Raw genomic sequence first — 20,819 nt, forward strand, 5'->3', positions numbered from 1 at the left:
TCCGGGCGCCAAAACCAGGCTGTTAGCCCTTCAGACCCAAACGCTCACCCTGGTAACTGCCATCCTGCACGGGTTTCCACCAGGCCTCATTTGCCAGATACCATTGCACGGTTTTGCGCATCCCACTTTCAAACGTTTCCTGCGGCACCCAGCCAAGTTCACGCGCAATTTTTGACGCATCAATGGCATAGCGCAAATCATGACCTGGGCGATCGTCAACATAGGTGATCAATTCACGATACCGCATGACACCTCGTGGTTTTTGCGGCGCCAGTTCTTCCAACAAGCTGCAAATCGTTTCGACCACATCCAGGTTTTTACGCTCATTATGACCACCAATATTATAGGTCTCGCCAACTGCACCTGTTGTCGCGACGCAATAGAGCGCCCGGGCATGATCTTCCACATACAGCCAGTCACGAATCTGCTGTCCGTTGCCGTACACCGGTAGAGGTTTTCCCGCCAGTGCATTGAGTATCATCAGCGGGATCAATTTTTCCGGGAAATGGTAGGGGCCATAATTGTTGGAGCAGTTAGTTATTAACGTTGGCAGCCCGTAGGTGCGCAACCAGGCACGCACCAGATGATCGCTACTGGCCTTTGACGCGGAATAAGGACTACTCGGTGCATACGGCGTCGTTTCGGTAAAGAAATCATCCGTAGAATGCAGGTCGCCATACACCTCGTCGGTTGATATATGGTGGAAACGAAACGCCTGCTTTTTATCATCGGTTAACTCATTCCAGTATGCGCGAGCGGCTTCCAGCAACGTGTAGGTCCCGACAATATTGGTTTCAATAAATGCGGCGGGGCCATCGATAGAACGATCTACATGACTTTCTGCCGCCAGATGCATCACGCAATCCGGCTGATACTGTTGAAACACGTTGTCGAGCGCTACGCGATCGCAGATATCCACGTGTTCAAAGGCAAAACGGGCATTCTGTGCAACCGGCGTCAGCGACATCAGGTTTCCGGCATAGGTTAACTTATCAACCACTACCACGGCATCCCGAGTCTCATTAATGATGTGACGCACAACCGCTGAGCCAATAAATCCTGCACCACCGGTAACCAGAATTCGTTTCATTAGCGCCAGACTCCTTTGGTATCAACCACATATTGCTGGTGAACCGCATCGCCTTTAATCGCTTTAAATTCATTATGGTCAACCAGCATCACCAGCACATCGGCACTTGCCAACGCAGCATCCAGTTTCGCCAGTTGACACAGGCCATCCAGTTTTTTCGGCAACTGATGGATATTCGGTTCAACCACCCACGTCTCGCCGCTGTGCCAGCGTGCGATACTTTGCGCCACCCCCATTGCCGGGCTTTCACGTAAATCATCAATATTCGGTTTGAACGCCAGACCAAAACAGGCAATTTTTACTTCGCTGGCACGTTTATTGGTCTCCGCCAGACAATCTGCTACAGCGGCTTTTACCCGATCGACAACCCAATGAGGCTTACTATCATTTACCTCGCGCGCGGTGCGGATCAATCTCGCCTGCTGCGGGTTCTGCGCCACAATAAACCACGGATCGACCGCGATACAGTGTCCGCCAACGCCAGGTCCAGGCTGCAAAATATTAACCCGCGGGTGGCGGTTTGCCAGACGGATCAGTTCCCAAACGTTAATCCCCTGATCGGCGCAAATCAGCGACAGTTCATTAGCAAAGGCGATATTGACGTCACGGAAGCTGTTTTCGGTCAACTTACACATTTCTGCGGTGCGGGCGTTAGTCACCACGCATTCACCTTCGAGGAAGATGTTGTACAGTTCGCTGGCACGCGTAGAACAGACGGGGGTCATTCCGCCAATCACACGGTCATTTTTAATCAGTTCAACCATCACCTGGCCTGGCAGCACGCGCTCCGGACAATAAGCAATGTTCACGTCAGCCTGTTCCCCCGCCTGCTGCGGGAAAGTCAGGTCAGGGCGCATTTCTGCAAGCCATGCTGCCATCTGTTCCGTTGCCCCGACGGGTGACGTCGATTCAAGGATCACCAACGCCCCTTTTTTCAACACCGGTGCAAGCGACTTCGCTGCGGCTTCAACATAGACCATATCGGGTTCATGCTCCCCCTTGAAGGGGGTCGGCACAGCAATCAGATAAGCGTCTGCTTCGACGGGTGCCGTAACCGCACGCAGAAAGCCATTTTCGACAGCCGTTTTCACCACAGCACCCAAATCGGGTTCGACGATGTGGATTTCACCGCGGTTAATGGTATCCACCGCATGTTGATTTACATCTACGCCAATAACATGTTTTTGACGGGAAGCAAAAGCGGCCGCCGTTGGCAGTCCGATATAACCCAGCCCAATGACAGAAATGGTCGTAAAACTCATAGCGATATCCGATTATTTTTTAACGCGTGTAAAATTCGGCCACACGCCTGCCCATCACCATACGGATTATGGGCGCGGCTCATGGTCTGATATTCATTTTCGTCATGCAGCAAGCGCGTGACTTCTGCCACAATCCGCTGAGGGTCAGTCCCAACCAGACGTACTGTGCCTGCGGTAATAGCTTCTGGCCGTTCCGTTGTTTCGCGCATCACCAACACAGGTTTGCCCAGAGAAGGGGCTTCCTCCTGAATCCCGCCAGAATCGGTAAGGATAAGCCAGGCATGATTCATCAGCCAGACGAATGGCAGATAGTCCTGCGGTTCAATTAGCATCACGTTATCAACGTGACCCAAAATACGATTTACCGGCTCGCTAACGTTGGGGTTCAGGTGTACCGGATAGACAATCTGTACATCCTGATTAGCCGCGGCAATTTCCGCCAGAGCATGGCAGATTTGCTCAAAACCGCGACCAAAGCTTTCCCGACGATGACCAGTCACCAGGATCATCTTTTTATCAGCATCCAGGAAAGGATAGCGCTCAGCCAGTTCAGCACGCAGCGCTTCATTTCCCAGTACACGATCGCGAACCCAGATCAACGCATCAATAACCGTGTTCCCCGTGACAAAAATACGATCATCCGGAATGGTTTCACGCAGCAGGTTTTGGCGTGAATTTTCAGTTGGGGAAAAGTGATACATTGCCAGGCGCCCGGTCAGTGTACGGTTTGCCTCTTCCGGCCAGGGAGAATAGAGATCGCCCGTTCGCAACCCAGCCTCAACATGTCCCACCGGAATACGCTGATAAAACGCGGCCAGACTGGTAGCAAGGGTTGTTGTTGTATCACCGTGGACTAGCACCACATCAGGTTTGAACTCAGCGAGGATTGGCTTTAATCCTTCCAGAATTCGACAGGTAATTTCTGTCAGCCCCTGACCTGGCTGCATAATATTGAGATCGTAGTCAGGTACGATGGAAAAGAGGTGCAATACCTGATCGAGCATCTCCCGATGCTGTGCAGTGACGCAAACTTTCGCGTCGAAATCAGGATCTTTAGCCAGCGCATGAACCAGAGGAGCCATCTTAATGGCCTCCGGTCGCGTACCAAATACAGTCAGTACTTTCACATCGATTCTCTTCGGATTGGCAGTGAGAGCCCAGCCCCTCACTGCAACGGTATTGCTAAATCGAACGGCGACGGGTTAACGCGACACCGGCACCGATCAGGGCCCCAACGATGCCCCACATAATCATCAGGAAGGCACGACGTGGGCTATCACGTTTTACCGGTTCTTCCGGCGTCCGCAAATAACGATAGGTCTGAAAACGCGGATCCAGGGTCGGGCCTACGTTCAGCGTGTTCAGCATGGCCCTGTTTTGAAAATAGTCCATATCAAAATCTGGGCCAACAGACTGCAGGTTTTCGAGTCGCGCCTGTAGCATAGGACGTCCGAGTAAAAACAACTCAGAATCAGGTAACTCTTCAGCAGGGACATCAGTAGAAGTACGCGAAATATTATGCTGCTCAGCAATTTTGAGCGCTTGTTCAATGTTATGAACACGGCGAGAGAAAATCGATTTTGCTACCTCTTCCTGCCGTTTGACCTGCGCTTTCATTTGCACCGTCCGCGCAGCCCACGCGCCTTTCAGCTCATCGTTCAGATGACGTGCTGCACGCTGACTGGCAAAGGCCACGTACTGGCGCAGCAGATTGTTGGCATCAGGTGCCGTTTCCGCAATCAGCTTTACGCTGTCATTGGTGTTCCGCAACGCATCACCAGGCATAAACTGAATGTTATTGATCAGTTCATCCAGCAGCGCGGCATCGGCTTTACTGTTTCCGACCATACGCTGCTTATAGTAATCAGTCTGCTGCCAGAATTCACGACGCGTGTCCCAGGAGGCAAGCTGCATGATAAATTCTTTATAGGCTTCATCCATCACCGACGGCTGGTCCGTTGACGCGAGGCTGGCCTTAATATCCAGGTTGCGCAGGAACTGTTGTTGAGAATAATACCCCCCCAACATATTGACCGTAGGCTTGTCTGAAATAGCCGTTGCGCTCCACTCCTGACGGGCGAAAAAAGTATAGGCGAGAGCAACAAGTGCAAATGCGAGCGCCATACCGACAATCCACACCTTCCCTGCCCATAAGGTACGAAACAACCCACGGATATCCAGTTCATTTTCAGCGCTCACGGCGTCTTCCCCCGGTAATGGTTGTGTCATCGCATCCTCAATTCACTTGGTTAAGTTTGGTTTGCCTTCACGAATTCTTCGCAGTCTGCGCTTCACTCGCTTGATAAATCTCGCCACTTTCCAGGCACGCTTGATACAGTATCCGTAGAGGCCAAATGCCATTAAAAACAGCACCAGCATGGCCCATTCCGGAACCAAACGGAAATATTCAGCCAGCACACCGATCGATGCCAACACGGCCGCAGCCAGCGTAATCAGAACAAATGCCTGGCGGGAAGTAAACCCAGCTCGCATCACCAAATGATGAATGTGCTGGCGATCGGCTGAGAACGGGCTCATGCCCTTACGCAAACGCCGGTACATGATTGCCACCATATCCATCAATGGGATGGCGATAATCCACAGTGCGGTAACTGGGCTTATAGGATGCGTTTTGCCCTGCGTGGTTTCCAGCAGGATCCAGATGATGGTAAAACCAATCAGCGTACTGCCGGCATCACCCATGAAGACTTTATAACGGCGCCCAAGAACGCCCAGGTTCAGCAGAATATAAGGCAGAATGGCGGCGATCATCGCAAAACACCATACGGCCAGACTCGTCTGCCCATCGAACCACAGGATAAACCCCATCGCCGCGAATGAAACGCTGGACAGCCCACCTAGCAGGCCGTCAATGCCGTCCACCATATTGAAAGCATTAATTGCCGCCCAGACGGCAAACAGCGTCAGTAAATAGCCAAACGGACCAAGAATCATCTCCCAGGGGCCAAAAATATACCCAAGGCTAAGAAGATAGAGTTTGCCAACCGACATCATGATGATGCCGATCGCGGCCTGGATAGTTGCGCGAATTTTTACACTGATATCAAAACGATCGTCCAGCGCGCCAACCAAAACCAGCACGCCGGCACAGGCCAGATAGAGAGATGCATGCGGGATGTAATAATCAGCAATCACAAACGTAAAGCAAATACCTGCGTAAGCCGAAATCCCCCCAACCAACGGGATCAATCCTTGATGCCGTTTGCGAAAGTTGGGTTTATCCACTAAACCAATCTTTTTTGCGACCTTACGCGCAAAGAAAAGAAACAGTGTTGTGAATAAAAAAATACTGATGAGATCAGTGCTTACTGTCAGTAAATTCACAATGCATGCTCTCAGAGAAAATTAATAGCAGAAGTATAACCACGAAGACCTTTATTCAGAAGGGAAACCCGTCTCCATATCCGATGGTTCTGTATAATTATCAACCACAAGATACAAATTACGAATCTTTTTCAACCTGGCGGTATGTCATACCGTATTATTGTTATTGTGTCGTTAAGATTACAGGCATAAAAGCAAAACGCCACGTAAAAACGTGGCGTTTTCGGATGATGCCTGAATTATGAGCGCTTCATCATATCGAAGAAGTCATCATTGGTCTTGGTCATCGCCAGCTTGTTAATGAGGAACTCCATTGCATCAATTTCACCCATCGGATGGATGATTTTGCGCAGGATCCACATTTTCTGCAGCTCTTCCTGGGTGGTAAGCAGCTCTTCTTTACGGGTACCGGAACGATTGTAGTCGATAGCCGGGAAGACGCGTTTTTCAGCAATCTTACGAGAGAGATGCAGTTCCATGTTGCCGGTACCTTTAAACTCTTCGTAGATAACTTCATCCATTTTAGAGCCGGTATCGATAAGCGCAGTTGCGATGATGGTCAGGCTGCCACCCTCTTCCACGTTACGTGCCGCACCGAAGAAACGCTTCGGACGGTGCAGGGCGTTAGCGTCCACACCACCGGTCAGTACTTTACCGGAAGCCGGGACCACGGTGTTGTAAGCACGCGCCAGACGCGTGATGGAGTCGAGCAGGATGATAACGTCTTTCTTATGTTCAACCAGACGTTTCGCCTTCTCGATTACCATTTCCGCAACCTGAACGTGGCGAGATGCGGGTTCGTCAAAGGTAGAAGCCACAACTTCACCTTTAACCAGACGCTGCATCTCGGTCACTTCTTCCGGACGTTCGTCAATCAGCAGAACCATCAGCACGCAGTCCGGGTGGTTGTAGGCAATGCTCTGCGCAATGTTCTGCAGCAGCATTGTTTTACCCGCTTTCGGCGGTGCTACAATCAGACCACGTTGACCACGACCGATCGGCGATGCCAGATCCAGTACGCGCGCCGTTAAGTCCTCGGTAGAACCATTACCACGCTCCATACGCAGACGGGAGTTTGCGTGCAGCGGCGTTAAGTTTTCGAAGAGGATTTTGTTACGGGCGTTTTCCGGTTTGTCGTAGTTAACTTCGTTAACTTTCAACAGCGCAAAATAGCGTTCACCTTCTTTCGGCGGGCGAATCTTACCAGAAATGGTATCACCAGTGCGGAGGTTGAAACGGCGGATTTGGCTTGGGGAAACGTAGATGTCATCAGGACCGGCGAGGTAGGAGCTGTCTGCAGAGCGGAGGAAACCAAATCCATCCTGCAATATCTCCAGCACACCGTCACCAAAGATATCTTCGCCACTCTTTGCGTGCTGCTTCAGGATGGCAAAAATAATGTCCTGCTTGCGCATACGAGCCAGGTTTTCAAGGCCCATATTTTCGCCGAGAGTGATCAGCTCAGAAACCGGCGTATTCTTTAATTCGGTAAGATTCATAATGGTGTGAGTTCTTAAACTTGGGGTAAATCTCGAACTTAATGTTGTGAATGGTATGGCAGGGTCATCCATGCCTGTTTACGGCCATCGACTCATGTCTGTTCGCTGTCTGGTCACAGGAAAGTACGCAGAACTGAAACGACAAGACGGATTGAGTGACAAGGCCCTGAATCTGTCAACTTCTCGCACGAGAAACAACGGGAAGTATTGGATAAAGCTAGATTCAAACTTAATAAGGTATGTTTAATACGAAGTCAACACTAACTTAGCACGACTCAAGTCGGGCGTCCAGTCATCCGAATCATTTCGAAGTATGGCCGCCCGATCATGATACTTCCTTACGCTAAGTTAGCGTCGAGGAACTCTTTCAACTGACCTTTGGACAGTGCGCCAACTTTAGTCGCCGCAACTTCACCGTTTTTAAACAGCAGAAGGGTCGGGATGCCACGAATACCATACTTCGGCGCGGTGCCTGGGTTTTGGTCAATGTTCAGTTTAGCAACCGTCAATTTGCCCTGATATTCGTCAGCGATTTCATCCAGAATCGGAGCGATCATTTTGCACGGACCGCACCACTCTGCCCAGAAATCAACGAGGATCGCTCCGTCCGCTTTGAGTACATCCGTGTCAAAACTGTCGTCAGTCAGGTGAATAATTTTATCGCTCATAATAACTCCACAGGAATAAGCCTGGTGTGTTGGTGTTTACACATCATCCTTCAAGCCGCCTTTTTGTTGGCTGTGCGCTGTGTCCCAGTTACGTACTCAGTACGCTTCTGTGGACCCATTCACTTGCCATCTCGACGCATCATGAATGAATTGTGTACAGTATTAACCAACTAAAGGTTGACTTTATTTCACCGGATACGCTTTCGTAAAGCAATAGTAAGCTGATATTCTACCACACTATGAGCAAAACACATTTAACAGAACAGAAGTTTTCCGACTTCGCCCTGCACCCAAAGGTGATAGAAGCCCTTGAAAATAAAGGGTTTCATAACTGCACGCCCATTCAGGCCCTCGCGCTGCCGCTAACGCTGGCAGGCCGTGATGTTGCAGGGCAGGCGCAAACCGGTACCGGAAAAACGATGGCGTTCCTGACGTCAACGTTTCATTATCTTCTCTCTCATCCCGCGATTGCCGATCGTAAGGTGAACCAACCGCGTGCGTTAATTATGGCGCCAACGCGTGAGTTAGCCGTGCAGATCCACGCCGACGCTGAGCCGCTGGCACAGACTACTGGTCTGAAATTAGGCCTGGCTTATGGCGGTGATGGCTATGACAAACAGCTGAAAGTGCTGGAAAGCGGCGTCGATATTCTTATCGGCACTACCGGTCGTCTCATTGACTACGCAAAGCAGAACCATATCAACCTGGGCGCGATTCAGGTCGTGGTACTGGATGAAGCCGATCGTATGTACGATCTTGGCTTTATTAAAGATATTCGTTGGCTGTTCCGCCGTATGCCGCCAACCACTCAACGCCTGAACATGCTGTTTTCCGCAACCCTCTCTTACCGCGTCCGTGAACTGGCGTTTGAACAGATGAACAACGCCGAGTACGTTGAAGTTGAACCGGAACAGAAGACGGGCCACCGTATTAAAGAAGAACTCTTCTATCCTTCAAACGAAGAGAAAATGCGTTTGCTGCAAACGCTGATTGAAGAAGAGTGGCCAGATCGTGCCATTGTTTTTGCGAACACCAAACATCGCTGTGAAGAGATCTGGGGCAGTCTTGCTGCTGACGGACATCGCGTAGGCCTGCTTACCGGTGATGTGGCGCAGAAAAAACGCCTGCGTATCCTTGATGAGTTCACCCGTGGCGATCTCGATATTCTCGTCGCGACCGATGTCGCGGCGCGTGGCCTGCACATTCCAGCCGTAACGCACGTGTTTAACTATGACCTGCCGGATGATTGTGAAGATTACGTCCACCGCATTGGTCGTACAGGTCGTGCAGGCGCAAGTGGTCATTCTATTAGCCTGGCTTGTGAAGAGTACGCGCTGAATTTACCTGCAATCGAGACCTACATTGGCCACTCGATTCCGGTCAGCAAGTACAACCCGGACGCGCTGATGACTGACCTGCCGAAACCGCTGCGCCTGACGCGCCCACGCCCAGGCAATGGCCCGCGTCGTACCGGCGGTGCCCCACGTAATCGTCGTCGTTCAGGTTAAGAAAAGTTATGCCATACACAAAATCATTCAGCCTGTATCAAGGCGGCAAGAAAACGAATCCCGATGAGCTTACTTTAGTCAGTGATTCGGGTGAGAGAACGCAGCCAACACAGATACAGGTTGAAGGATGAAGTGTATGAATTCTACTTCGCTGTATGCGGCAATAGATCTCGGCTCTAATAGTTTTCATATGCTGGTTGTACGCGAGGTGGCGGGAAGCATCCAGACGCTCACGCGTATCAAACGCAAGGTGCGTCTGGCTGCCGGCCTGAACAACGACAACGTTCTCTCCGCTGAAGCCATGGAACGCGGCTGGCAATGTCTGCGCCTGTTTGCAGAACGTCTGCAGGATATCCCACACCCGCAAATCCGCGTCGTCGCCACCGCGACACTACGTATTGCCGTAAACGCCAACGCGTTTATCGCTAAAGCACAAGAGATCCTCGGCTGTCCTGTCCAGGTGATTAGCGGCGAAGAAGAAGCCCGACTGATTTATCAGGGTGTCGCCCATACTACCGGCGGAGCCGATCAGCGCCTGGTCGTTGATATTGGTGGTGCCAGTACTGAACTGGTCACCGGTTCCGGCGCACAAACCACCTCCTTGTTTAGTCTGTCAATGGGCTGCGTTACCTGGCTCGAACGGTACTTCACCGATCGTAATCTGGCGCAGGAAAATTTTGACGAAGCAGAGAAGGCGGCGCGTGAGGTTCTACGCCCGGTAGCAGATAAACTGCGCTTTCATGGCTGGAAAGTCTGTGTTGGTGCCTCTGGTACCGTGCAGGCACTACAGGAAATCATGATGGCGCAGGGAATGGATGAGCGTATTACGCTGGCAAAACTCCAGCAGTTAAAACAGCGCGCCATTCATTGTGGACGCCTGGAAGAGCTGGAAATAGAGGGCCTAACGCTGGAACGCGCATTGGTGTTCCCCAGCGGACTGGCCATTCTGATCGCTATTTTCACGGAACTGAACATTCAGTGCATGACCCTCTCAGGTGGCGCATTACGCGAAGGTCTGGTCTACGGCATGTTACATCTGGCAGTGGATCAGGATATTCGCAGCCGTACGTTGCGTAATATTCAGCGTCGATTTATGGTCGATACTGAGCAAGCGCATCGGGTTGCCAATCTGGCGACTAAATTCCTCGATCAGGTAGAAAAAAAGTGGCATCTTGAAGCGATAAGTCGTGAACTACTGATTAGCGCCTGCCAGTTACATGAAATTGGGCTGAGCGTCGATTTTAAGCAGGCACCACAGCATGCGGCGTATCTGGTACGCAACCTCGATCTCCCGGGATTTACCCCCGCGCAAAAAAAACTGTTAGCCACGCTGTTATTAAATCAGACCAACCCAGTCGATCTCTCTTCGCTCCACCAGCAAAACGCCGTGCCTCCGCGTATCGCTGAGCATCTTTGTCGCTTGTTACGGCTTGCGATCATCTTCGCAAGTCGTCGCCGTGACGATTTAGTGCCCGAAGTTCATTTAGATGCAAGAGATGAACACCTTACGGTAACGCTACCTGCTGGATGGCTGGCGCATCACCCACTGGGTAAAGAGCTCATCGATCAAGAAAGCCAGTGGCAAAGCTATGTTCACTGGCCTTTAGAAGTGCACTAAACTTCAAGTATTGCCGGATGGCGCTACGCTTATCCGGCCTACAAAAACCTACTTCTCTTTTGCTTTGGCCATCATAGCCCGAATATTCGCGATGCTGGCTTGCCCCTTTTGCATCCGCTCCTCAGCGCTCACCACTTTACGCTCCTGTTCCCAGATTACGTCATCCTGTGGCAGTTCCAGCAGGAAGCGGCTCGGCTCCGGACGCACCAGCTCCCCGTATTGACGGCGTTCTTTGCACAACGTGAAGATAAGCTCTTTCTGTGCACGGGTAATGCCGACGTAGGCCAGACGACGCTCTTCATCAATGTTGTCTTCATCAATGCTGCTCTGATGAGGTAAAAAGCCCTCTTCCATTCCCACCATAAACACATAGGGGAACTCCAGCCCTTTTGAAGCATGTAGCGTCATCAGCTGCACCTGATCCAACTCTTCTTCGCTTTCTCCACGCTCCATCATATCGCGCAGGGTAAAACGGGTAACAACCTGAGTCAGGGTCATCGGCTCTTCCAGATCGCTGCCTTCCAGCATCTCCGTCATCCAACTGAACAGCGTGTTGACGTTCTTCATACGCATTTCCGCCGCTTTTGGGCTCGGCGAAGTCTCATACAGCCAGGATTCGTAATCAATGCCATGGATCAGGTCACGCACGGCGGCAATCGGTTCACGCTCCGCGAGGCGCTGGATTTCCCCTAGCCAGTGCGTAAAGCGGGTCAGAGAATCATAACCGCGGCCGGTCAGCGTCTGACTGAGCCCCATATCAAAACTGGCGGTAAACAGGCTTTTATTACGCGTCATGGCCCACTCACCCAACTTTTGCAGTGTCGCCGGGCCGATCTCACGCTTCGGTGTATTAACAATACGCAGAAACGCGCTGTCGTCATCCGGGTTGCTCAGCACGCGCAGATAGGCGAGCAGATCTTTGATTTCCGGACGCGAGAAAAACGATGTGCCCCCGGAAATTTTGTACGGGATACGGTTCTGCATCAGGAATTTTTCGAACACTCGTGACTGGTGGTTGCCACGATACAGGATCGCATAGTCCTTATACTGCGTCTTATTCACGAAGTGATGAGCAATCAACTCCCCGGTCACACGTTCCGCTTCATGCTCTTCGTTGTTGGCACTCAGTACTTTCAGCTCAGGTCCGTAGCCCAGCTCAGAGAACAACCGCTTTTCAAATACATGCGGGTTATTGGCAATGAGGATGTTCGCGGCCTTCAGGATACGCCCGGAAGAACGATAGTTCTGCTCCAGCTTAACCACCTGCAGCGCCGGAAAATCTTTGCTCAGCAGCACCAGGTTTTGTGGACGCGCACCACGCCACGAGTAAATCGACTGATCGTCATCACCCACGACGGTGAAGCGTGCACGGCTGCCCACCAATAACTTCACCAACTCGTACTGGCTGGTGTTGGTATCCTGATATTCATCCACCAGCAGGTAGCGAATCTTGTTTTGCCAGCGCTCACGAACCTCTTCATTACGTTGAAGCAGAAGCGTCGGGAGTAAGATCAGATCGTCAAAGTCAAGAACGTTACACGCCTTCATATGCGCGTCGTACAGACCATAGCAGTGCGCAAAAATACGATCGCGTTCGCCTTTAGCGCTGGCCGCTGCCTGCGCCGGGGTCATCAGATCGTTTTTCCAGTTGGAGATCGTGGAGATCAGCTGTTGGAGGATTAGTTTATCGTCCTCAATTAACCCTTCGGTCAGTTCCTTAAGCAGGGCGACCTGATCGGTATCGTCAAACAGCGAGAAGTTCGACTTCATCCCCAACGCCGCAAATTCACGCTTGATGATATCCAGCCCCAGAGTGTGGAAGGTGGAGATCATCAATCCACGTGCCTCTTTACGACCGAGCGTCTGCGCTACACGCTCTTTCATTTCACGGGCGGCCTTATTGGTAAACGTCACCGCCGCGATATGCCGCGCCTGATAGCCACAAACGCGAATCAGGTGCGCAATTTTATTGGTGATAACGCGCGTCTTACCGGAACCCGCTCCCGCCAGCACCAGGCAAGGGCCAGTGACGAATTCGACGGCTTGTTGTTGTCCGGGGTTTAAACGCATAGGGGCATTGCTCAATCTGTAAACACGGGGGTGTGGATTGTAGCAGAAAGTCAGGCTGAGATTTACCCGCCGAATGGTAAAGTGTTGGGTAGCAAATCAACGATAAGAGTGACCTTATGGCAAAGAGCGCGGCAGCCCTGCACATCCTGGTAAAAGAAGAAAAACTGGCGCTGGAGATCCTCAGCAAACTGGAGCGAGGAATCAGCTTCGATCATCTGGCAAAACGCTATTCCCGCTGCCCTTCCGGGCGCAACGGCGGCGATCTTGGCGAGTTCAAGCAGGGAATGATGGTGGGGCCATTCGACGCCGCCGTTTTTAGCTGCCCGCTACTTAAGCCTTTCGGGCCGGTCAAAACCAAATTTGGCTATCACATCATCAAGGTGCTGTATCGGCGATAAGCCATGCTAAAATCGCCTGCCTTACAGACTCGCTTATAGAAAGGCTCGATCATGGCAAAAACAGCAGCAGCAGTGCATATCCTGGTGAAAGAAGAGAAACTGGCACTGGATCTTCTGGAACAGATTAAAAACGGCGCAGATTTCGGCAAGCTGGCGAAGAAGCACTCCATCTGCCCATCGGGCAAACGCGGCGGTGACTTAGGTGAATTCCGCCAGGGCCAGATGGTTCCAGCGTTTGATAAAGTGGTCTTCTCCTGCCCAGTGCTGGAGCCAACCGGCCCGCTGCACACTCAGTTCGGTTACCACATCATTAAGGTGTTGTACCGTAACTAAGGTGTATCCCCGGCGTCGGCGTTGCCTCGTCCGGGCTACCGGTCGTTCGTAGCCCGGACGAGGCAACGCCGGATTTTTATTTCTGCGATTGCAGCGTCTGCTGGGCGTTATGCTTCATCACGTGGGTGCTAACCGCCGCCTGGAACACCTTAAACATCAGGCCGTTAATCAGCGTGGTGATAGTAATCACGATAAACGCCGTCATCACCCAGTCAATCAGCGCAAACCCGCTGTTCAACAGCGCCGGGCGATATACCGCCATCCCGCCAAATACCACCCAGTGGCTTAAGCAATAGAAGCAGTGGAATAAGTGCCCCATCAGCGCGTTCTTTTCCGTCGTCCATTCGCGAAACGCGGCAAACAGCTCCGTCTGCGTCACCGTCATCGAAATACTGCTCGCCGCCATCGCAATCATCAGGCAGGTGGTTAAATTTTCAATCATGGTCGTGGCCTTTGTCGTTGAAGTAGCTAATAAATTCGCTGCCGATATCCTGTAGCGTCAGGCGTTTAAAACGATCGAGGATCAGCGTCTGCGCATCGGCGAGCGTCTCTGACATCACCCGGTTTACCCCCTGTTCTACCAGGCACTGCGGGTTTTCGCTGCGGTTGCCCAACGCAAACAGCGCCGGTTCGCCGAGCGCCATGTAGATATCGTAAAGCGTGATGTCGCTAACCGGCCGACACAGCCGCCAGCCGCCGTGGTGCCCCTTAGTGGCACAGACAATGTTGTTTTCCCTGAGCCCGGCAAGCAGCTTGCGGATGAATGCCGGATTGCCGTCGATAAAGGCAGCCATCTGTTCGGATGTCAGAGGTTTGTCCATCTGCTCCAGGTGAAGCAGGATGTGCAGCGTTGCTGAGAATGAGTTGTTTGTTTTCATGTAACTTACAATATTACATAAGATAGGTATGAGCAATCCCAGAAATGATCATCTGTACAAATAAAAGCTATCTACATGATAAAAAGATGAATTTAGATGATAAGAGAGTGGAGCGAGCGATCCCGTCAAACGCAGATAAAAAAACGGCCCGGTAGCGAGGCGCTGACCGGGCCGGATGATAACGAGGTTTTATTAGCCTGCTACTGCGATACGCTTCATATCGGTCATGTAGCCGCGCAGTTTCTTACCAACCTGCTCGATAGCGTGGCCGCGAACCGCTTCGTTCACGTCGCGCAGCTGGGCGTTGTCTACCGCGCCTTCAGCAATCGCTTTGCCCAGGTCGCCGGTCTGCAGGGTAGTCATAAACTCTTTCAGCAGCGGTACGCAAGCGTAAGAGAACAGGTAGTTACCGTATTCTGCGGTATCGGAGATAACCACGTTCATTTCGTACAGACGCTTACGGGCGATGGTGTTCGCGATCAGCGGCAGTTCGTGCAGTGATTCGTAGTAAGCAGACTCTTCGATGATGCCGGAATCAACCATGGTTTCGAACGCCAGCTCAACGCCCGCTTTCACCATCGCAATCATCAGAACGCCTTTATCGAAGTATTCCTGCTCGCCGATTTTACCTTCAAACTGCGGTGCGGTTTCAAACGCGGTTTTACCGGTCTCTTCACGCCAGGTCAGCAGTTTCTTATCGTCGTTAGCCCAGTCAGCCATCATGCCGGACGAGAATTCACCGGAGATGATGTCATCCATGTGTTTCTGGAACAGCGGCGCCATGATCGCTTTCAGCTGCTCGGACAGCGCATAAGCACGCAGTTTCGCCGGGTTAGACAGACGGTCCATCATCAAAGTGATGCCGCCCTGCTTCAGCGCTTCGGTGATGGTTTCCCAACCGAACTGAATCAGTTTTTCTGCGTATGCCGGGTCGGTACCTTCTTCCACCAGCTTGTCGAAGCACAGCAGAGAGCCCGCCTGCAGCATACCGCACAGGATAGTCTGCTCGCCCATCAGGTCAGATTTCACTTCTGCAACGAAGGACGATTCCAGCACGCCCGCACGATGACCACCGGTCGCCGCAGCCCAGGCTTTAGCGATGGCCATGCCCTCGCCTTTCGGATCGTTTTCCGGGTGAACCGCGATCAGCGTTGGTACACCGAAACCACGTTTGTACTCTTCACGCACTTCGGTACCCGGACACTTCGGTGCCACCATCACTACGGTGATGTCTTTACGGATCTGCTCGCCCACTTCAACGATGTTGAAGCCATGGGAGTAACCCAGCGCCGCGCCGTCTTTCATCAGCGGCTGTACGGAACGCACAACGTCGGAGTGCTGTTTGTCTGGCGTCAGGTTAACCACCAGATCCGCCTGCGGGATCAGCTCTTCGTAGGTACCCACTTTGAAGCCGTTTTCAGTCGCTTTACGCCAGGAAGCACGTTTCTCAGCGATCGCTTCTTTACGCAGGGCGTAGGAGATATCCAGACCGGAGTCACGCATGTTCAGGCCCTGGTTCAGACCCTGCGCGCCACAGCCGACGATGACCACTTTTTTACCCTGAAGGTAGCTTGCGCCGTCGGCGAATTCTTCGCGGCCCATGAAGCGACATTTGCCCAACTGAGCCAGCTGCTGACGCAGATTCAGTGTATTAAAGTAGTTAGCCATGATGGTGTACTCCGTGATGTTGTGTGTCTTATTGTTCGGTTCGCGTTTCAGCGAGAATGAACCCACATTACAACAGGAAATTTATTGCGGAAATTGATATATTCACAACATCACATTGCAATTTATGCAACGTAGAAACCCGGAGGCTCGTCTGTGGATTTACGCGATCTAAAAACCTTCCTGCACCTGGCGGAAAGTCGCCACTTTGGCCGAAGTGCACGGGCCATGCACGTCAGTCCTTCTACGCTTTCCCGGCAGATTCAACGCCTGGAAGAGGATCTTGGTCAGGCGCTATTTGTCCGTGATAACCGCACGGTCACGCTCACCGAAGCGGGTGAAGAGCTGCGCGTTTTTGCCCAACAGACGCTGCTGCAGTATCAGCAATTACGCCATACCATTGATCAGCAAGGACCGTCGTTGTCCGGTGAACTGCATATCTTCTGCTCGGTGACTGCCGCCTACAGCCATTTACCACCGATCCTTGATCGCTTCCGTGCCGAACACCCGTCGGTGGAAATCAAACTCACTACCGGCGATGCTGCCGATGCAATGGAAAAAGTGGTGACGGGAGAAGCGGATCTGGCTATCGCCGGGAAACCCGAAACGCTGCCGGGCGCGGTGGCCTTTTCCATGCTGGAGAATCTGGCTGTGGTACTGATCGCCCCGGCGTTACCCTGCCCGGTGCGCAATCAGGTTTCCGTTGATGACCCCGACTGGTCAACGGTACCCTTTATCATGGCCGACCAGGGGCCGGTTCGCCGCCGCATTGAGCTGTGGTTCCGCCGTCATAAAATCAGCAATCCCTCAATTTACGCCACGGTCGGCGGTCATGAAGCGATGGTCTCAATGGTGGCACTGGGCTGCGGTGTGGCGCTGCTGCCGGAAGTGGTGCTGGAAAATAGCCCTGAACCGGTGCGCAACCGCGTGATGATTTTAGAACGTAGCGACGAAAAAACGCCGTTTGAGCTGGGCGTTTGCGCACAAAAAAAGCGGCTGCATGAGCCGCTTATTGATGCGTTCTGGAGCTTGCTACCTGGGCACTAATGCCGGATGGCGGCACAAGCGCCTTATCCGGCCTACCCTGCCAGAAAGAACCTGAACGCAGGGTTATGACTCTCATCATGGCAGTCGTAGCCCAGTTCATTTAGTCGCGTTTCGAAATCAGGTTCATGTTCACCCAGTTCAAACGCCGCCAGAACACGGCCGTAGTCAGTTCCATGACTGCGATAGTGGAACAATGAAATATTCCAGTGCGTCCCCAGAGTATGCAGAAACTTCAGCAGCGCCCCCGGCGATTCCGGGAATTCGAAGCTGTACAGTCGCTCCTGCAAGGGTTTTGACGGACGTCCACCGACCATATAGCGCACGTGCAGTTTTGCCATTTCATCGTCGGAAAGATCCACCACACTGTAGCCACCCTCGTTGAGCAACTGAAGAATTTCCTTACGTTCCTCCAGCCCACGACTCAGACGTACCCCGACAAAAATACAAGCGTCTTTGGCATCAGCAAAACGGTAGTTAAACTCAGTAACCGAGCGCCCACCCAGCAATTGGCAGAATTTCAGGAAACTGCCCTTCTCTTCCGGGATGGTCACTGCCAGCAATGCTTCACGTTGCTCCCCGAGCTCGCAGCGTTCAGAAACGTAGCGCAGGCCGTGGAAATTAACGTTGGCACCAGAAAGCACATGCGCCAGCCGTTCACCGCGAATATTGTGCTGGGCGATGTATTTTTTCATTCCCGCCAGCGCCAGCGCACCCGATGGCTCAGCCACGGCTCGCACATCTTCAAACAGGTCTTTCATCGCCGCGCAAATAGCATCACTATCGACGGTGATAATGTCATCGAGATACTCCTGGCACAGACGGAAGGTTTCATCACCAATGCGTTTGACCGCTACGCCTTCAGCAAAAAGACCGACGCGCGGGAGATCCACCGGATGACCGGCCTCCAGCGCCGCTTTCAGGCAGGCAGAATCTTCAGCTTCCACGGCAATCACTTTGATTTGTGGCATCAGCTGTTTGATCAGCACTGCGACACCGGCGGCCAGACCACCGCCGCCGACCGGTACAAAAACGCGATCAAGATGGGCATCCTGCTGCAGTAACTCCAGCGCCAGCGTACCTTGCCCGGCAATCACCATCGGGTGATCGAACGGCGGGACCCAGGTAAAGCCCTGCTGCTGCGACAATTCAATCGCTTTGGCTTTGGCTTCATCAAAGTTCGCCCCGTGCAGCAATACTTCGCCACCGAAGCCGCGCACGGCATCGACTTTGATATCAGCGGTAGCCGTCGGCATGACAATCAGCGCTTTCACACCTAAACGCGCAGAGGAGAACGCCACGCCCTGGGCATGGTTTCCTGCTGATGCAGTGATCACGCCATGCGCTTTCTGCGCTTCAGTCAGTCCCGCCATCATGGCATAGGCTCCGCGCAGCTTGAAACTGTGCACGGGCTGTCGGTCTTCGCGTTTCACCAGAATTATGTTATCGAGGCGCGAAGAGAGCTTGTCCATTTTTTGTAGCGGTGTGACCTGCGCCGCTTCGTACACCGGCGCACGCAGTACCGCTCTGAGATATTCAGCACCTTCCGGTGTGCCGGACAGGGGTTGTGAATCCGCCATCGTCTTAACCCCCCAGTTTCGATTTATCGCGCACCGCACCTTTGTCGGCGCTGGTTGCCAGGCTGGCATAGGCGCGCAGGGCAAAGGAAACCTGACGCTGACGATCTTTTGGTGTCCAGGCTTTGTCACCGCGTGCTTCCTGCGCTTCACGGCGCGCAGCGATTTCCGCATCACTCAGTTGCAGTTGAATGCCACGATTCGGGATATCGATAGCAATCATGTCGCCATCTTCGATAATCGCGATATTACCGCCACTGGCCGCTTCCGGTGAAACGTGACCGATAGAGAGTCCCGAAGTACCGCCGGAGAAACGGCCATCTGTTATCAGGGCACAGGCCTTGCCCAGACCCATCGATTTCAGGAAGGTGGTTGGGTAAAGCATTTCCTGCATCCCTGGTCCGCCTTTCGGCCCTTCGTAGCGAATCACCACCACGTCGCCGGCAACCACTTTGCCGCCAAGGATTGCTTCAACCGCATCGTCCTGGCTTTCATACACTTTTGCCGGGCCGGTGAATTTCAGGATGCTGTCATCCACGCCTGCGGTTTTCACGATGCAGCCGTTTTCCGCGAAGTTACCGTACAACACAGCCAGGCCACCATCTTTGCTGTAGGCGTGTTCCAGCGAGCGGATACAACCTTCGGCGCGATCGTCATCCAGCGTATCCCAACGGCAATCCTGCGAGAATGCCTGGGTGGTACGGATGCCGGCCGGGCCTGCGCGGAACATCTTTTTCACCGCGTCATCTTTGGTCAGCATCACGTCATACCGATCGAGCGTTTGCGGCAGCGTCAGACCCAGCACGTTTTTCACATCACGGTTCAGCAGCCCGGCACGATCCAGTTCGCCTAAGATGCCCAGCACGCCGCCCGCGCGGTGCACATCTTCCATATGGTATTTCTGCGTACTCGGTGCCACTTTACACAGTTGCGGGACTTTGCGGGACAGCTTGTCGATGTCACTCATAGTGAAGTCGATTTCCGCTTCCTGCGCTGCCGCCAGCAGGTGCAGAACGGTGTTGGTGGAGCCGCCCATTGCGATATCCAGGGTCATAGCGTTTTCAAACGCCGCCTTGCTGGCAATGTTGCGCGGCAGAGCGGAAGCGTCATCCTGCTCATAGTAGCGTTTGGTCAACTCGACGATACGCGAACCGGCATTGAGAAACAGTTGCTTACGGTCAGCGTGAGTCGCCAGCAGCGAACCATTACCCGGCTGCGACAGACCCAACGCTTCGGTCAGACAGTTCATCGAGTTGGCGGTGAACATCCCCGAGCAGGAGCCGCAAGTCGGACAGGCGGAACGCTCAACCTGTTCGCTTTGTGAGTCAGAGACTTTCGGGTCCGCGCCCTGAATCATCGCATCAACCAGGTCGAGCTTGATGATTTGGTCAGAAAGCTTGGTTTTCCCGGCTTCCATTGGGCCACCGGAAACAAAGATCACCGGAATATTCAGGCGCAAAGAGGCCATTAACATCCCGGGGGTGATTTTGTCGCAGTTGGAGATGCAGACCATCGCATCGGCACAGTGGGCGTTAACCATGTACTCGACCGAATCGGCAATCAGCTCGCGCGACGGCAGTGAATACAGCATGCCCCCGTGGCCCATGGCAATTCCGTCATCCACAGCAATGGTGTTGAACTCTTTTGCTACGCCGCCTGAAGCTTCAATTTGTTCGGCAACCAGCTTACCGAGATCGCGCAGATGCACGTGCCCTGGCACGAACTGGGTAAAGGAGTTCACCACAGCGATAATCGGTTTACCGAAGTCGTCATCGGTCATCCCGGTGGCGCGCCACAATGCGCGGGCACCCGCCATATTACGGCCATGGGTGGTGGTGGCAGAACGATACTTAGGCATGCTTGA

19 protein-coding genes are annotated in these 20,819 nt (G+C 52.8%); 5 read left to right on the forward strand and 14 right to left on the reverse strand.

The window, feature by feature from the left end:
- Positions 1-22: 22 nt before the first annotated feature.
- The 8 genes from rffG to trxA all read right to left on the reverse strand — a co-directional run bounded on the left by rffG (position 23) and on the right by trxA (position 7,864).
- Entirely contained in the window at positions 23-1,090 is a 1,068-nt protein-coding gene (gene rffG, locus QMN38_RS22910) for a dTDP-glucose 4,6-dehydratase (RefSeq protein WP_323606130.1), read from the reverse strand.
- The gene (gene wecC, locus QMN38_RS22915) at positions 1,090-2,352 is read right to left on the reverse strand and encodes a UDP-N-acetyl-D-mannosamine dehydrogenase (RefSeq protein WP_271456892.1); all 1,263 of its coding nucleotides are present in this window, start codon (positions 2,350-2,352) and stop codon (positions 1,090-1,092) included. The genes rffG and wecC overlap by 1 nt, the downstream gene beginning before the upstream one ends.
- On the reverse strand, positions 2,349-3,479 hold the full coding sequence (gene wecB, locus QMN38_RS22920) for a non-hydrolyzing UDP-N-acetylglucosamine 2-epimerase (RefSeq protein WP_271440996.1): 1,131 nt from the start codon (positions 3,477-3,479) through the stop codon (positions 2,349-2,351). Before wecB ends, wecC begins: the two co-directional genes overlap by 4 nt.
- Before the next feature lie 55 nt (positions 3,480-3,534).
- Positions 3,535-4,581 carry an ECA polysaccharide chain length modulation protein gene (wzzE, locus tag QMN38_RS22925; RefSeq protein ID WP_137383182.1) on the reverse strand — a complete coding sequence of 349 codons (1,047 nt, stop codon included), beginning with the start codon at positions 4,579-4,581 and terminating at the stop codon, positions 3,535-3,537.
- A 12-nt stretch (positions 4,582-4,593) separates the two neighbouring features.
- Positions 4,594-5,697 (reverse strand): UDP-N-acetylglucosamine--undecaprenyl-phosphate N-acetylglucosaminephosphotransferase, encoded by a 1,104-nt coding sequence (gene wecA, locus QMN38_RS22930; protein WP_005133353.1) that lies wholly within the window; start codon positions 5,695-5,697, stop codon positions 4,594-4,596.
- A 239-nt stretch (positions 5,698-5,936) separates the two neighbouring features.
- Positions 5,937-7,196 carry a transcription termination factor Rho gene (gene rho / locus QMN38_RS22935; protein WP_002437993.1) on the reverse strand — a complete coding sequence of 420 codons (1,260 nt, stop codon included), beginning with the start codon at positions 7,194-7,196 and terminating at the stop codon, positions 5,937-5,939.
- 78 nt (positions 7,197-7,274) lie between these two features.
- Positions 7,275-7,358, reverse strand: coding sequence for a rho operon leader peptide (locus QMN38_RS22940; RefSeq protein ID WP_101743114.1), 84 nt, complete (start codon positions 7,356-7,358; stop codon positions 7,275-7,277).
- Positions 7,359-7,534: 176 nt separating this feature from the next.
- Positions 7,535-7,864 carry a thioredoxin TrxA gene (gene trxA / locus QMN38_RS22945; RefSeq protein WP_001280776.1) on the reverse strand — a complete coding sequence of 110 codons (330 nt, stop codon included), beginning with the start codon at positions 7,862-7,864 and terminating at the stop codon, positions 7,535-7,537.
- Positions 7,865-8,103: 239 nt separating this feature from the next.
- Between trxA and rhlB the strand changes: the two genes are divergently transcribed.
- Both rhlB and gppA read left to right on the forward strand, forming a co-directional pair.
- Positions 8,104-9,372 (forward strand): ATP-dependent RNA helicase RhlB, encoded by a 1,269-nt coding sequence (gene rhlB / locus QMN38_RS22950; protein WP_137383183.1) that lies wholly within the window; start codon positions 8,104-8,106, stop codon positions 9,370-9,372.
- Between the two features lie 136 nt (positions 9,373-9,508).
- Positions 9,509-10,990: a guanosine-5'-triphosphate,3'-diphosphate diphosphatase gene (gppA, locus tag QMN38_RS22955; protein WP_323606133.1), complete on the forward strand. Its 1,482-nt coding sequence runs from the start codon at positions 9,509-9,511 to the stop codon at positions 10,988-10,990.
- A gap of 48 nt (positions 10,991-11,038) precedes the next feature.
- Here the strand turns inward: gppA and rep are convergent, their stop codons facing one another.
- Positions 11,039-13,060: a DNA helicase Rep gene (gene rep / locus QMN38_RS22960; RefSeq protein ID WP_271449835.1), complete on the reverse strand. Its 2,022-nt coding sequence runs from the start codon at positions 13,058-13,060 to the stop codon at positions 11,039-11,041.
- Between the two features lie 116 nt (positions 13,061-13,176).
- Between rep and ppiC (QMN38_RS22965) the strand changes: the two genes are divergently transcribed.
- Both ppiC (QMN38_RS22965) and ppiC (QMN38_RS22970) read left to right on the forward strand, forming a co-directional pair.
- Entirely contained in the window at positions 13,177-13,458 is a 282-nt protein-coding gene (gene ppiC, locus QMN38_RS22965; RefSeq protein ID WP_035896545.1) for a peptidylprolyl isomerase PpiC, read from the forward strand.
- A 51-nt stretch (positions 13,459-13,509) separates the two neighbouring features.
- On the forward strand, positions 13,510-13,791 hold the full coding sequence (gene ppiC / locus QMN38_RS22970) for a peptidylprolyl isomerase PpiC (RefSeq protein ID WP_003017999.1): 282 nt from the start codon (positions 13,510-13,512) through the stop codon (positions 13,789-13,791).
- A gap of 76 nt (positions 13,792-13,867) precedes the next feature.
- On the opposite strand, the gene QMN38_RS22975 is transcribed toward ppiC (QMN38_RS22970), so the two are convergent.
- From QMN38_RS22975 to ilvC, 3 genes are all read right to left on the reverse strand, one after another.
- The gene (locus tag QMN38_RS22975) at positions 13,868-14,233 is read right to left on the reverse strand and encodes a DUF1360 domain-containing protein (RefSeq protein WP_137383186.1); all 366 of its coding nucleotides are present in this window, start codon (positions 14,231-14,233) and stop codon (positions 13,868-13,870) included.
- Complete coding sequence (locus QMN38_RS22980) at positions 14,226-14,669, reverse strand: Rrf2 family transcriptional regulator (protein ID WP_271440993.1); 444 nt, start codon at positions 14,667-14,669, stop codon at positions 14,226-14,228. The genes QMN38_RS22975 and QMN38_RS22980 overlap by 8 nt, the downstream gene beginning before the upstream one ends.
- A gap of 192 nt (positions 14,670-14,861) precedes the next feature.
- Entirely contained in the window at positions 14,862-16,337 is a 1,476-nt protein-coding gene (ilvC, locus tag QMN38_RS22985; protein ID WP_323606135.1) for a ketol-acid reductoisomerase, read from the reverse strand.
- Positions 16,338-16,490: 153 nt separating this feature from the next.
- On the opposite strand from ilvC, the gene ilvY reads away from it, so the two are divergent.
- The gene (ilvY, locus tag QMN38_RS22990) at positions 16,491-17,381 is read left to right on the forward strand and encodes an HTH-type transcriptional activator IlvY (protein WP_202037324.1); all 891 of its coding nucleotides are present in this window, start codon (positions 16,491-16,493) and stop codon (positions 17,379-17,381) included.
- Between the two features lie 32 nt (positions 17,382-17,413).
- On the opposite strand, the gene ilvA is transcribed toward ilvY, so the two are convergent.
- Both ilvA and ilvD read right to left on the reverse strand, forming a co-directional pair.
- Positions 17,414-18,958 (reverse strand): threonine ammonia-lyase, biosynthetic, encoded by a 1,545-nt coding sequence (gene ilvA, locus QMN38_RS22995; protein ID WP_323606136.1) that lies wholly within the window; start codon positions 18,956-18,958, stop codon positions 17,414-17,416.
- A gap of 4 nt (positions 18,959-18,962) precedes the next feature.
- Positions 18,963-20,813 (reverse strand): dihydroxy-acid dehydratase, encoded by a 1,851-nt coding sequence (gene ilvD, locus QMN38_RS23000; protein WP_271440990.1) that lies wholly within the window; start codon positions 20,811-20,813, stop codon positions 18,963-18,965.
- Positions 20,814-20,819: the final 6 nt, after the last annotated feature.

It is taken from the genome of Citrobacter sp. R-1.5.2 (assembly GCF_035064245.1).
In the GTDB taxonomy this organism is placed as follows: Bacteria; Pseudomonadota; Gammaproteobacteria; order Enterobacterales; family Enterobacteriaceae; genus Citrobacter.

Bases quoted from the DNA above. Each gene is read 5' to 3' on its own strand.
- rffG (WP_323606130.1), bottom strand. From the start codon at position 1,090: ATGAAACGAATTCTGGTTACCGGTGGTGCAGGATTTATTGGCTCAGCG.
- wecC (WP_271456892.1), bottom strand. From the start codon at position 2,352: ATGAGTTTTACGACCATTTCTGTCATTGGGCTGGGTTATATCGGACTG.
- wzzE (WP_137383182.1), bottom strand. From the start codon at position 4,581: ATGACACAACCATTACCGGGGGAAGACGCCGTGAGCGCTGAAAATGAA.
- rho (WP_002437993.1), bottom strand. From the start codon at position 7,196: ATGAATCTTACCGAATTAAAGAATACGCCGGTTTCTGAGCTGATCACT.
- trxA (WP_001280776.1), bottom strand. From the start codon at position 7,864: ATGAGCGATAAAATTATTCACCTGACTGACGACAGTTTTGACACGGAT.
- rhlB (WP_137383183.1), top strand. From the start codon at position 8,104: ATGAGCAAAACACATTTAACAGAACAGAAGTTTTCCGACTTCGCCCTG.
- gppA (WP_323606133.1), top strand. From the start codon at position 9,509: ATGAATTCTACTTCGCTGTATGCGGCAATAGATCTCGGCTCTAATAGT.
- rep (WP_271449835.1), bottom strand. From the start codon at position 13,060: ATGCGTTTAAACCCCGGACAACAACAAGCCGTCGAATTCGTCACTGGC.
- ppiC (WP_035896545.1), top strand. From the start codon at position 13,177: ATGGCAAAGAGCGCGGCAGCCCTGCACATCCTGGTAAAAGAAGAAAAA.
- ppiC (WP_003017999.1), top strand. From the start codon at position 13,510: ATGGCAAAAACAGCAGCAGCAGTGCATATCCTGGTGAAAGAAGAGAAA.
- QMN38_RS22975 (WP_137383186.1), bottom strand. From the start codon at position 14,233: ATGATTGAAAATTTAACCACCTGCCTGATGATTGCGATGGCGGCGAGC.
- QMN38_RS22980 (WP_271440993.1), bottom strand. From the start codon at position 14,669: ATGAAAACAAACAACTCATTCTCAGCAACGCTGCACATCCTGCTTCAC.
- ilvC (WP_323606135.1), bottom strand. From the start codon at position 16,337: ATGGCTAACTACTTTAATACACTGAATCTGCGTCAGCAGCTGGCTCAG.
- ilvA (WP_323606136.1), bottom strand. From the start codon at position 18,958: ATGGCGGATTCACAACCCCTGTCCGGCACACCGGAAGGTGCTGAATAT.
- ilvD (WP_271440990.1), bottom strand. From the start codon at position 20,813: ATGCCTAAGTATCGTTCTGCCACCACCACCCATGGCCGTAATATGGCG.